General features: G+C 28.6%; 11 protein-coding genes. 7 read left to right on the top strand and 4 right to left on the bottom strand.

All coding sequences use genetic code 11. From position 1 onward, the window contains the following. Positions 1 to 39 precede the first annotated feature (39 nt). Complete coding sequence (locus LPB03_RS01355; protein WP_065318265.1) at positions 40 to 492, bottom strand: cold-shock protein; 453 nt, start codon at positions 490 to 492, stop codon at positions 40 to 42. A 292-nt stretch (positions 493 to 784) separates the two neighbouring features. Between LPB03_RS01355 and LPB03_RS01350 the strand changes: the two genes are divergently transcribed. From LPB03_RS01350 to LPB03_RS01330, 5 genes are all read left to right on the top strand, one after another. Further along, entirely contained in the window at positions 785 to 1,807 is a 1,023-nt protein-coding gene (locus tag LPB03_RS01350; RefSeq protein WP_065318266.1) for a hypothetical protein, read from the top strand. Between the two features lie 139 nt (positions 1,808 to 1,946). Further along, positions 1,947 to 2,618, top strand: a complete 672-nt coding sequence (locus tag LPB03_RS01345; protein ID WP_065318267.1) for a TetR/AcrR family transcriptional regulator — start codon at positions 1,947 to 1,949, stop codon at positions 2,616 to 2,618. A gap of 3 nt (positions 2,619 to 2,621) precedes the next feature. Beyond that, positions 2,622 to 4,286: a peptidase domain-containing ABC transporter gene (locus LPB03_RS01340; RefSeq protein WP_065318268.1), complete on the top strand. Its 1,665-nt coding sequence runs from the start codon at positions 2,622 to 2,624 to the stop codon at positions 4,284 to 4,286. A gap of 7 nt (positions 4,287 to 4,293) precedes the next feature. Continuing rightward, on the top strand, positions 4,294 to 5,655 hold the full coding sequence (locus LPB03_RS01335) for an HlyD family secretion protein (protein ID WP_065318269.1): 1,362 nt from the start codon (positions 4,294 to 4,296) through the stop codon (positions 5,653 to 5,655). 28 nt (positions 5,656 to 5,683) lie between these two features. Further along, the gene (locus LPB03_RS01330; protein WP_170324184.1) at positions 5,684 to 7,093 is read left to right on the top strand and encodes a TolC family protein; all 1,410 of its coding nucleotides are present in this window, start codon (positions 5,684 to 5,686) and stop codon (positions 7,091 to 7,093) included. A 102-nt stretch (positions 7,094 to 7,195) separates the two neighbouring features. On the opposite strand, the gene LPB03_RS01325 is transcribed toward LPB03_RS01330, so the two are convergent. Beyond that, the gene (locus tag LPB03_RS01325; RefSeq protein ID WP_065318270.1) at positions 7,196 to 7,396 is read right to left on the bottom strand and encodes a helix-turn-helix transcriptional regulator; all 201 of its coding nucleotides are present in this window, start codon (positions 7,394 to 7,396) and stop codon (positions 7,196 to 7,198) included. 1 nt (position 7,397) lies between these two features. Beyond that, positions 7,398 to 7,841 (bottom strand): hypothetical protein, encoded by a 444-nt coding sequence (locus tag LPB03_RS01320; RefSeq protein WP_065318271.1) that lies wholly within the window; start codon positions 7,839 to 7,841, stop codon positions 7,398 to 7,400. Positions 7,842 to 7,950: 109 nt separating this feature from the next. Here LPB03_RS01320 and LPB03_RS01315 point away from each other — a divergent pair, with 109 nt between their 5' ends. Beyond that, complete coding sequence (locus LPB03_RS01315) at positions 7,951 to 8,382, top strand: hypothetical protein (protein WP_065318272.1); 432 nt, start codon at positions 7,951 to 7,953, stop codon at positions 8,380 to 8,382. 68 nt (positions 8,383 to 8,450) lie between these two features. Here the strand turns inward: LPB03_RS01315 and LPB03_RS01310 are convergent, their stop codons facing one another. Beyond that, positions 8,451 to 8,915 (bottom strand): MaoC family dehydratase, encoded by a 465-nt coding sequence (locus tag LPB03_RS01310; protein WP_065318273.1) that lies wholly within the window; start codon positions 8,913 to 8,915, stop codon positions 8,451 to 8,453. Between the two features lie 65 nt (positions 8,916 to 8,980). On the opposite strand from LPB03_RS01310, the gene LPB03_RS01305 reads away from it, so the two are divergent. Then, positions 8,981 to 12,226, top strand: coding sequence for a S41 family peptidase (locus LPB03_RS01305; RefSeq protein WP_065318274.1), 3,246 nt, complete (start codon positions 8,981 to 8,983; stop codon positions 12,224 to 12,226). The last annotated feature ends 6 nt before the right edge of the window (positions 12,227 to 12,232 follow it).

Below are 12,232 nucleotides of genomic sequence, written 5' to 3'. Positions count from 1 at the left end.
ACGATAGGATTTTTTTATATTTTAAAGCAGTAAGATTCTTTAAATTTTCTTAACTTTTACAGCGTTCATTCCACGCATTCCTTTTTCTAATTCGAAAGAAACTTTGTCGTTTTCTGCAATTTCATCTATTAAACCACTAACGTGTGTAAAATATTTTTCACCATTATCAGAATCAATAATAAAACCAAAACCTTTAGAAGTATCGAAAAAGTTTACTTTTCCTTTTCTTACTGGATCTTCTTCTGGTAAATCTTCTTTTTTAGTTACAGAAATTTGAATATCTTCTAACTCGTACTCTACTTTTAATTCTGGATCTGGTGGAGTATCAGTTAAATTTCCATTATGATCTACATAAGCAAACTGAATTCCTGATGTTCCATTTTCATCTTTGTCGGCTTTTCTTGCCTCCATTTTCTTCTTTTTATCCAAACGCTTTTTCATGCGTTTTTTTTCTTTCTCACTCTTACTAAATGTTTGTTGCGATTTTGCCATTAACTATATAAATGTATTTATTATGATTGTATTTGTTTGTACTAAATTAATATACTGATTTTAATCATCAATAACAAATTATAATCAATTTTTTAAAAGTTGTACAAAAATTGATATGTAATTATAAAATATTAGTAAGCACAAAGATATTATAAATAAAAATGTTTTCAAAATTCAATCAAAAAATAATATTTATGTTTTAAAATGTTAAAAACATCTTAAAATCACCAATTTTAAAAACCAAAACTTAAGTAACCTCGTAAATACTATTATAAACTAAAATAATAAATTTATGAAAACAATTAAAACATTAGCACTTACTTGCGCAATCGCAGTCGGATTAGTTTCTTGTTCAGATAATGATAACAATGATTCAATTATTCAAAATGAAACAAAAGTTTTATTTACCTCTAACAATGCAGATGGTAATGTAAACGTTTACAATGTAACCAATATTAATAGCGTTATGAAATCTACGCTTGAAACTTCTGCTACTGCTGCAGATGGTATTTATTATGATGGTAGTGAAGATTTGATTGTACAAGCTTCAAGATCTACTTTAGGTTTAGAAGGTTATGCAGGTGTTTCTATTATGTCTTCTGCCATTAATGCAACAGTTACAGCAAGTATTATGAGTGGTTTAAACATGTCTAGCCCTAGAGAAGTTGCTGTAAATGGAGATTTTTATGTAGTTGCAGATAATGCAGATGCAGATGGTATTGATATTACTAAAGATGGTAGATTATTTATTTACACAAAAAGTGGAAGTAATTTTACGTTAAGAAATATTATTACAACAGACATTAAATTGTGGGGAATTACTTTTATAGGCAATGATTTATACGCAGTTGCTGATACAACAAATGAATTGGCAGTGTATTCTAATTTTTTAAATAACACATCTACAACTACTTTAACAGCTTCAAAACAAATTGCTATTGAAGGTATAGTAAGAACTCATGGTTTAACCTACGATTCTATGACAGATACCATGATTTTAACTGATATTGGTGATGCTGATAGTGGAACTGATGGTGGTTTTCATGTAATTGAAAACTTTAACTCTAAATTTAATAACACTGCAAATGGTGCAACTTTGGCTGTAAATCAGCAAACAAGAGTTGCAGGTTCTAATACTGTTTTAGGAAATCCTGTAGATGTTGCTTATGATGGTTCTACTAAAACTGTATTTATAGCAGAAGCAAAAAATGGAAAAATTTTAGCTTTTAATAATATTAATACAGGTGGTAACATTACCCCAGTTTACAGTGCAGATTTAGCAGCTGCATCTGCTGTGTACTTTTACAAAGAATAAAAATTAATTGGATTAATTTTACATTGAAAAGTCTTTCGTTAAATCGAAAGACTTTTTTTTGTTAAAAAAGTAATAAATTAATTTATAAAACAACACTATTAATAGTAATACTATTATCTTTGCAATTAAACATAGTAATATGAAAAATTTATTATCAATCTTAAAAATATCTGTACCAGATAAAATTTTTATAAAAGATCCTGAAACATCAGATTTAGGAAAAAGAATTATAGAAAATAGTATTCTGTTAATTTATGAAATAGGTTTTGAAAGCTTTACCTTTAAAAAATTAGGGAGTAAAATTGGCTCAAATGAAAGTTCTATTTATCGATATTTTGAGAGCAAACATAAACTTTTGCTATATTTATCTTCTTGGTATTGGGCTTGGTTAGAATATCAATTAGTAATTGAAACTTTTAGCCTTTCTGACAAAAACGAAAAATTAGATAAAGCCATTACTATTTTAACAAGAACGGTTGAAGAAGACAGTAACTTTTCTCACATAAATGAAACCTTATTATATAGAATAATAGTTAATGAAAGTTCAAAATCTTTTTTAACCAAAGAGGTTGATAAAGATAATAAAGAGGGTTATTTCGAAATTTATAAACGCTTAATTTCTAGATTAGAAGTTATGATTACAGACGTAAATCCTACATATCAATATCCTTTAAGTTTAGCGAGTACAATTTTAGAAGGTGGTTTGCATCAGCATTTTTTAAATGAGCATTTCCCTTCTATTACCAATTGTTTAAACAATACATCACCAACAGAATTTCTTAAACACATCGTAACAAAAACATTAAGTTAATTTATGGAACAGCAAGAATTAACGCCTTGGGTGCGTTTTGTAAGAGCTTTAAAAATAGAAAGAAAAGATATAGTTCAAATATTATATTATTCTGTTTTTGGCGGATTCGTATCTTTAACTTTACCCTTAGGTATTCAAGCAATTATCAACTTAATACAAGGAGCACAAGTTTCTACTTCTTGGATTGTTTTAGTAATCTTTGTTACAGTTGGTGTTATTTTTGCTGGAGCCCTGCAAATAATGCAATTAAGAATTGTAGAAACCATACAGCAACGTATTTTTACAAGAGCTGCTTTTGAGCTTTGTTTTCGGTTTCCAAAAATAAAAATGACGGAATTAAGAAACAATTATCCACCAGAATTGGCAAATCGTTTCTTTGATACGTTAACGTTTCAAAAAGGAATCTCAAAAATTTTAATTGATGTACCAGCAGCAATTTTACAAATAATTTTTGCCTTAATTTTATTATCATTTTATCACCCATTCTTTATTGTTTTCGGAATCTTTTTATTGTTATTAATTTATATCGTTTTTAAATTTACCATTCAAAAAGGACTACAAACCAGCTTGTTAGAATCTAAAATTAAATATAAAGTTGCTCATTGGATTCAAGAAGTTGCTAGAACAATTATCAGTTTTAAACTTTCTGGAAAAACTGATTTAGCAATGACAAAAAATGATTATTTGGTTGATAAATATTTACAAGCTAGAGAAAATCACTTTAAAATATTAATTATGCAATTTACGCAAATGATTGGTTTTAAAGTTATTGTAACTGCTAGTTTATTATTAATTGGTGGTATTTTAGTCTTGAATCAACAAATGAATATCGGACAATTTGTAGCTGCAGAAATTGTAATTTTACTAGTAATTAACTCTGTAGAAAAATTAATTGTTGGGTTAGAATCTTTTTATGATGTGTTAACATCTATCGAAAAAATAGGCCAAGTTGTAGATAAGGAATTAGAATCTCAAGGAGGTGAAAGTCCTACTTTTAAAGATGGCTTATCTATTGAATTAGAAAAAGTTACGTTTAGTGTAAAAGACAAACTTACTCCCATCATCAATAATATTTCTTTAAAAATAGAAGACAAAAGTAGAATTTTAATTACTGGAGAAAGTGGTTCTGGTAAATCGAGTTTACTACGTTTAATTGCTGGAATTATAGAACCAACAGAAGGAAATATTTACGTTAATAATTTATCTTTAAAAAGTTTATATTTAAATCATTACAGATCTCAATTGGGTTTATCCTTATCTGAAGAAACTACTTTTGAAGGCACATTAAGAGAAAATCTTATTTTTAGTAATGATAAATCTAAAGACGAAATTATATTTAAAGTTTTAAGTGCAATTGGATTATCACAATTTTTAAGGGAACAATTAAATGGTTTAGATACTATTTTATATCCTGAAGGAAAGCAAATGTCTTATACAATCTCTAAAAAAATAATTTTAGCAAGAGCTATCATCAAACAGCCCAAAGTTTTAATTTTAGAAGATCCTTTAGATCAATTTAATTCAGATGAATCTGCAAAAATCATAGAATATTTAACAGGCAAAGAAAGACCTTGGGCACTTGTTGTTGTAAGTAATAAAAAAAGTTGGATAACAAAATGTAGCCAAATAGTTATTTTAGAACAAGGAGAAATTAAATATAAAAATTAGAAGTATCATGTTAAATATATCTAAAAACGAATTAGAAAAGAAAATCGATATAACTAATTATGCTTCAGGCAAAAGAGTTTTCAATATAGAATATTACAAACATTTTAATAATTTTTTGAAAATTTTTGCAATCATAATATTTGTTGCTCTATTTTTACCTTGGACACAAAATATTACTGGTAATGGTTTAGTAACTACCTTAACTCCAGGACAAAGACCACAAACGATACAATCTCAAATTCCTGGTAGAATTGAGCAATGGTATGTAAGAGAAGGAGATAATGTTCAAAAAGGAGATACTATTTTAAGAATCTCTGAAGTAAAAAGCGACTATTTTGATGATCAATTAATTGAAAGAACTAACGATCAAATTAACGCGAAAATATCTTCTGTTGATAATTATAAATTTAAAGTAAGTGCTTTAGGAAGACAAATTACAGCACTAAAACAAGATAGAGCTTTAAAATTAGAAATTGCAAGAAATAAACTTTTGCAATCAAAACTTAAAGTTAAAAGCGATAGCATAAAGTTTGAAGCTGCCAAAACAAATATTAAGATTGCAGAGAGTCAATTTAATAGAATTGCCATGTTGCAAAACGAAGGTATTATGGCTGTAAAAGACGTAGAAGAAAAACGGTTAAAGTTACAAGAAACTCAAGCTAAATTAATAGAACAAGAAAATAACTTATTAGCTGCAAAAAATAATGTTTTAAATGCAAAAGCAGAAATTTCTAGCGTAAATGCAACCTATGCAGATAAAATATCAAAAGCACAAAGTGATCAATTTACAGCAGAATCTAGTGGTTTAAATGCGCAAGTTGAAGTTTCTAAATTAGAAAACAGCAATAGTAATTATAAGGTTAGAAATAGTTTATTATTTGTAACAGCTCCACAAAATGGCTACATCAATAAAGCATTAAAAGGTGGTATTGGAGAAACTTTTAAAGAAGGTGAGCAATTGGTTAGCATAATGCCAGCGCAAGTAGATTTAGCTGTAGAAACTTTTGTAAGACCTATAGATTTGCCATTATTACATATTGGAGAGGAAGTTCGTGTAGAATTTGATGGTTGGCCAGCAATTGTTTTTAGTGGTTGGCCTAATGTTTCTTATGGAACTTATGGTGCAAAAGTTGTTGCTATAGATCGTTTTATTAGCAGCAATGGAAAATACAGAATTTTATTGGCTCCTGATGAAAATGACCATGATTGGCCAGAAGGAATAAGAGCTGGTTCTGGCGCAAGAACAATTGCATTGTTAGAAGATGTACAAATTTGGTATGAACTATGGAGACAATTAAACAGTTTTCCTCCAAATTATTATCAACCTGAAGGAAATTCTAAAGGAACATCAGATTCCAAAAAGAAATAAAATATCAATCGATTTTTAAGTATTTAAAATGATAGAAAAAAACATTTTTATATTATTTTTATTGATGTGTACCCAACTTTTTTCGCAAGAAAAAGTGGCGTCTATTATGACTTTGTCAGAGTATTTGGGCTATGTAAAAACGTATCACCCAATTGTAAAACAAGCTAATTTAGTGATTAATGATAGTGAAGCTAAATTGTTAAAAGTAAGAGGTGCATTCGATCCAAAAATTGAGGTAGATTTTGATAAAAAACAATTCAAAGAAAAAGAATATTATAACAAATTAAATGGCGCTTTTAAAATACCTACCTATTATGGTTTAGAATTTAAAGCCAATTTCGAAAACAATAATGGCATTTATTTAAATCCTGAAAATAGTGTACCAACAGATGGTTTATACGCAGCTGGAGTATCTGCATCTTTATTAAAAGGTTTATTGATTAATAAAAGAATGGCTTCTTTAAAACAAGCTAAGCTTTTCTTAAACCAGGCAAAACAAGATCAACAAATTCTAGTAAACGAAATTTTATATGAGGCTTCTTTGGCTTATTTCGATTGGTTAAAAACCTTTAATGAAAAATTAATTTACGATTCCTTTTTAGAAAATGCAGTAATTCGCTTTGATGTTACAAAAAGAGCTTTTTTAGCTGGAGAAAAACCTTCTATAGATACTTTAGAGGCTGGCATCACTTTAAAAAATAGAAAATTAAATCTAGAAAAAGCTCGAATTAAATTGGTAAAATCTTCTTTAGAGTTATCCAATTTTTTATGGTTGAATGATAATATTCCAATTGAATTACAAGACCATATTATTCCAGATACTGCAACTATTACAAATGTTGATACGACTTTTAATATTGCCTTGTTTAACAATGCTAATTTTGATATTGAAAATCATCCAAAAATTAAATCTTTAGAATTTAAAATAAAGAGTTTAAATGTGGACAGACAATTAAAATTGAACAATTTATTACCTCAATTAGATGTTCAATATAATTTTTTAACAGAAACTCCAAGGCAAGCAAACTCTTTAAATGTTGATAATTACAAAGCTGGAATCACTTTTAAACTGCCTATTTTTTTAAGAAAAGAAAGAGCCGATTTAAAAATGGCAAAAATAAAATTACAAGATGCTGAATTAGAAAATGAAGCCACAAAAGTGGTCATTACAAACAAAGTAAATGCTATTCAACAAGAATTAGAATCTTTTGTAATTCAGAGCGATTTTATTGCCAGTATTGTAAAAGATTATGGCACTTTATTAAAAGCTGAAGAGCGTAAATTTTTCTTAGGAGAAAGCTCTTTATTCTTGGTAAATTATCGAGAATCTAAATTGATAGAAACAAGATTAAAGGCTGTAGAGTTAGAAAATAAATTCTTTGAATCGAAAGCAAACTTGTTTAAAACTGCTGTAGTTAATATTGATATTGCTGAGTAATTTTTAATTACAGAAAATAAAATTTTGATAAAGTTCGCAAAGAATAATCTATTTTTCTTTGCGAACTTTCCATTTATTACTTGAGTTTATAGTATTTAAAAACTACTCCTCATCTTCCAAAATAAAAAAATCGTTTACAGAAATATTAAAAACGGCTGATAATTTTAAAGCCAAAACTGTAGAAGGTACATACCTATTTTTTTCAATAGAATTAATTGTTTGACGAGAAACACCGATTTTTTTAGCCAAATCTTCCTGCGTTAAATCTAAAATTGCACGTTGAATTTTTAAAGTATTTTTCATCTTATCTATTCATTCTTTTAAGTTGCCAAAACATCATTAATTGAACTATCAACATAAAAAATAGTACTTGAAAATAACTAAAACCCTGTAATTCATCATCTTGATTAAACAAAACTGCTACTGCATAATTTACTACTGGTTGTACTAAAGAATATACAATTGCCATAATAAAAGCCAATCTATAAGATTGAGAACGCAAACTATCTAGATATTCATCTTCTAACTTTTCTTTTGATAAAGAAATCACCAACAACCCAATAAGCAAAACTCCGTGTAAAATCGGTCTTAACCATTCTGAATTTTCAATGTATTTTCTACCAATCATCAAAATAAATGCAGCAATTGCAATGCCATATCCTACTTTTTTAAATTGATTTCCCAATTGGAATTTATTCATTTTTGATAAATAACTTCTTTCTCTTTCACAAATTGATTGTTTTGACATACTTTATTACTTTACAATTAGACAAGTTTATTTTATATAATGACAAATATACTTTACATTATAACAATATCCAATTTTTTTTAGTAATTTTAAAAAAAATAAAAAATTTATGGCGACAAAAATAAAACCTAAAAAGAATTACTGGATCATTGGAGCAGTTGCTTTTGTGTGGTATTTTGTAGGAATTATTGTACTATTTAGGGAAAATTTAGTACCCGAATTTGTAATTAACGAAATTGCAGATATACAATTAGATTTTATTATTGATAAACCTGTTTGGGTTATTTTTGCTTATGGTCTTTATGCAATTTTCGGTTTATTAGGTTCCATTACACTTTTAGCGCAAAGAAAAATAGCTTATTTTTTATTTTTAATATCTTTTGTAGCATCTATGATAAGACTTGCTTACAACGTTATAACCATAAATATTATTGATGTTTATGGCAAAGTTGGTGTAGCTTTGGTAATCGTAACTTTTTTTGTTAGTGTTTTCTTATTGATTTTTTCTAGAAGTGCGAAAAAAGTTGGTATTTTAAAATAATTTATTATTATTTATATTAAATAGAGGTTTTGCTAAAATGATAACTTTAGCAAAACCTTTTTTATTTACTATTCATACAAAGCTGCCAAAAACTCTGCAACACAAGCTGGTTTATCTTGTCCTTTAATTTCTATGGTACATAAAAATGTAACTTTAATTCCGTTGTTTGCTAAATCTTCAATTTCTTTTACAACAGTGTGCATTCTTAATTCGCTATTAACAGGCACAGCATTTGGAAAACGCACTTTATTCAAGCCATAATTCAAACCCATTTTTACAGATTTTATACTAAAAGCTTCTTCTAATAATTTAGAAATCATAGCTACAGACATAAAACCATGAGCAACCGTTTTTTTAAATGGAGATTCTTTTGCAGCTCTTTCTTCATCAACATGAATCCATTGTTTATCTAAAGTTGCGTTTGCGAAATCGTTAATCATTTGCTGTGTAATTGTGTACCAATTTCCTGTTGGCAACTCCTTCCCTATCATGGTTTTAAATTCCGAAAAATCTTTAAAAACTAATGGTTTCATATTTTTTATATTACAAGTTATTTTAATAATTTTTAAATCATTAATTTAGACAAAAAATTTTACACATGAAACAACTAACCTTACTTTTTACACTATTTTCTATTGCTATTTATTCACAAAACAATCCTCAATGGATGAGACATTCCTCAATTTCTCCAGATGGATCTCAAATTGCTTTTACCTATAAAGGCGATTTGTACAAAGTAAATGCAAATGGAGGAACTGCAACACAACTTACCTATCATTCTGCTCACGATTACAAAGCCATTTGGAATAAAGATGGCTCTAAAATTGCGTTTGCATCGAACAGATTTGGAAATTTCGATATTTATGTCATGAATTCTGAAGGTGGAGCAGCTACAAGATTAACATTTCATTCTAATGATGAAACTCCTTATTCTTTTTCTGCTGATGACCAAAATATTGTTTTTGGAGCCTTAAGACAAGATGATGTAAATCACAGACAATATCCTCATAGATCACAAACTGAATTGTATAGTGTTCCTGTAAATTCTGGTAGAATTTCTCAAGTTTTTACATTTCCTGCAGAAGATGTTCAGTTTTCTAAAGACGGAAAATCGATGTTATATCATGATAAAAAAGGAGGAGAAAATGAATGGAGAAAACACCATACATCTGCAATAGCTAGAGATATTTGGCATTATAATGCTACCACAAATTCGCATAAAATGATTACTTCTCATAAAGCAGAAGACAGACAGCCGTATTTTAGTGAAGATGAAAAAAGCATGTATTTTTTAAGTGAAAGAAGTGGTTCTTTTAACATTCATAGAATGAATTTAGAAAACAATACTACTGAAAAATTAACTGATTTTAGTTTGCATCCTGTACGTTTTTTAAGTGTTGCAAATGGTATTATCTCTTTTGGTTATGATGGAGAATTATACACGATGAAAGAAGGAGATGCTCCTAAAAAAATCAACGTAAAAATAATTACTCAAGATAAAGAAAATACAGAAAAATTTGTTTCTGTAAATGGAGGAATCAGTGAAATGGCTGTTTCTCCAAATGGAAAGGAAATTGCTTTTGTTGCAAGAGGCGAAGTTTTTGTAACGTCAATCGATAAATCTTTTACTAAAAGAATAACCAATACCCCAGAAAATGAACGTTTTGTTTCTTGGAATCATAAAGGTGATGCTGTAATATATAGCAGTGAAAGAAATGGAAAGTGGAGCGTTTTTAAAACTGAAAAAACAAGAAAACAAGAACCGTTTTTCTATGCTTCTACGCTTTTAAAGGAATCTCCATTAATCAATAATAACCTTGATAATTATTTGGCAGAATATTCTCCTGATGGAAAAAAAATTGCATTTATTGAAGGTAGAAGAACCTTGAAAATTTTAGACATCGCTTCTAAAAAAGAAACCACATTATTAACGCCAAAAGATTTATTTCACATGAGAGATGGAGATCAATATTTTACTTGGAGTCCTGACAGCAAATGGTTGTTAGTTGATTGGGGTAAAACTCTAAGCAATAGTGAAGTCCTTTTAATGGCTGCAGATGGTTCAAAAAGAATTAATTTAAACGAAAGTGGTTATTATGATTATAGTCCAAAATGGATAAATAATGGAAAACAAATGTTGTGGTTTAGCAACAGAAATGGCTTAAAATCGTATGCTACAAGTGGGCAATCTCAGTCTGATGTGTATAGTATGTTTTTTACGCAAGATGCTTGGGACGAGTTTAATTTGAGTGATGAAGATTACAAATTAATGGAAGCTATTAAAGCAGAAGAAAAAAAGCAAAAAGAGAAAGAAGAAAAAGACAAAAAAGATGACAAAAAATCTTCTAAAAAAGATAAAAAGGAAACCAAAAAAGATTCAACAAAAACATTAGAGTTTGATTGGGAAACTATGAAAGATAGAACCAAAAGATTAACCATTCATTCTTCTAAATTAGGGGACGCTGTTGTTTCTAAAAAGGGCGATTTTTTATATTATTTATCAAGTTTTGAAGGAAAATCGAATCTTTGGAGTACAAATTTACGTACCAAAGAAACTAAAATGTTAATGCCATTAAACACCAATTATGGAAGTTTACAATGGGATAAGGAAATGAAAAACTTGTATCTTTTAAGTAGTGGAAAAATAACAAAATTAGATCCTGAAACAAAAAAACAAAAAGGTGTTTCTATAAAGGGAGAAATTTTATTAGATGAATATGCAGAAAGACAAGCAATGTTCGATCATGTTTGGATTAGAACAAATGCAGTTTTTTACGAACCTACTTTTCACGGAATTGATTGGAATAATATGAAAGTGGAATATCAAAAATATCTACCTCATATTTCTAATGGATTTGAATTTTCGGAAATGTTATCGGAAATGTTGGGCGAATTAAACGTTTCTCATTCAGGAGCTGGTTTTAGTGCAAGTGGTGTTTCAAATCCTGATGAAACTGCCTCTTTAGGTATTTTTTATGATTTCGATTTTAAAGAAGAGGGTATTTTAATTGATGAAATATTAATTGGAGGTCCTTTAGATAAAGCGAGTTTTAAGATTGAGAAAGGAAATATCATCAAAAAAATAGATGGAATTACAATTGATAAAAATGAAGATTTAGCAAAATATTTAAACAGAAAATCTGATAAATTTATGTTGCTAGAAATTGAAAATCCGAAGACTAAAAAAACTCAAACCATTACAGTAAAACCAATTTCTTTAGGTGCCGAAAGTAGATTATTATATGACAGATGGGTTAAAATGAATGAAAAAGAAGTTGAAAAAGAAAGTAATGGACAATTAGGTTATGTACATATTCCAGGAATGGGAGATGGACCTTACAGAAGTATTTACCAAGATATGATGGGTAAATACTCTGAGAAAAAAGGGGTAATTATAGATACACGATTTAATGGAGGTGGAGATTTAGTGGCAGATTTAGCAATGTTTTTTACAGGAGTTCCTTTTATTACGTATGCAACTGAAGCTAAAGTTGTTGGTGGAGAACCAACAAGTAGATGGACAAAACCAACGTTATCTATCTTTAATGAAAGTATGTATTCTGATGGACATTGTTATGCACAAGGTTATACAGATTTAAAAATCGGAAAAACAGTTGGGATGCCAGTTCCTGGAACTTGTAGTTTTGCAGGTTGGGAAGGTTTACAAAATGGTGGTTATTGGGGAGTTGTGCCTATAAGTGCCAAAAACAAAGCTGGTGAATGGATGGAAAACAACCAAACTGAACCAACCATTCAAGTTAAAAACATGCCTGGACAAATTGATAATGGAATTGATCAACAATTATTACGTTCTATTAGAGAATTATTAAAAGATGTTGAGTAAGGTTAT

Origin of the sequence: Polaribacter vadi, assembly GCF_001761365.1 — a bacterium.
In the GTDB taxonomy this organism is placed as follows: domain Bacteria; phylum Bacteroidota; class Bacteroidia; order Flavobacteriales; family Flavobacteriaceae; genus Polaribacter; species Polaribacter vadi.
This window is presented reverse-complemented; position numbering and strand designations above follow the sequence as displayed.

What these genes read in the sequence shown, in the direction of transcription:
- LPB03_RS01315 (WP_065318272.1), top strand. Translation starts at nt 7,951, where the DNA reads ATGGCGACAAAAATAAAACCTAAAAAGAATTACTGGATCATTGGAGCA.
- LPB03_RS01310 (WP_065318273.1), bottom strand. Translation starts at nt 8,915, where the DNA reads ATGAAACCATTAGTTTTTAAAGATTTTTCGGAATTTAAAACCATGATA.
- LPB03_RS01345 (WP_065318267.1), top strand. Translation starts at nt 1,947, where the DNA reads ATGAAAAATTTATTATCAATCTTAAAAATATCTGTACCAGATAAAATT.
- LPB03_RS01320 (WP_065318271.1), bottom strand. Translation starts at nt 7,841, where the DNA reads ATGTCAAAACAATCAATTTGTGAAAGAGAAAGAAGTTATTTATCAAAA.
- LPB03_RS01340 (WP_065318268.1), top strand. Translation starts at nt 2,622, where the DNA reads ATGGAACAGCAAGAATTAACGCCTTGGGTGCGTTTTGTAAGAGCTTTA.
- LPB03_RS01350 (WP_065318266.1), top strand. Translation starts at nt 785, where the DNA reads ATGAAAACAATTAAAACATTAGCACTTACTTGCGCAATCGCAGTCGGA.
- LPB03_RS01335 (WP_065318269.1), top strand. Translation starts at nt 4,294, where the DNA reads ATGTTAAATATATCTAAAAACGAATTAGAAAAGAAAATCGATATAACT.
- LPB03_RS01330 (WP_170324184.1), top strand. Translation starts at nt 5,684, where the DNA reads ATGATAGAAAAAAACATTTTTATATTATTTTTATTGATGTGTACCCAA.
- LPB03_RS01355 (WP_065318265.1), bottom strand. Translation starts at nt 492, where the DNA reads ATGGCAAAATCGCAACAAACATTTAGTAAGAGTGAGAAAGAAAAAAAA.
- LPB03_RS01325 (WP_065318270.1), bottom strand. Translation starts at nt 7,396, where the DNA reads ATGAAAAATACTTTAAAAATTCAACGTGCAATTTTAGATTTAACGCAG.
- LPB03_RS01305 (WP_065318274.1), top strand. Translation starts at nt 8,981, where the DNA reads ATGAAACAACTAACCTTACTTTTTACACTATTTTCTATTGCTATTTAT.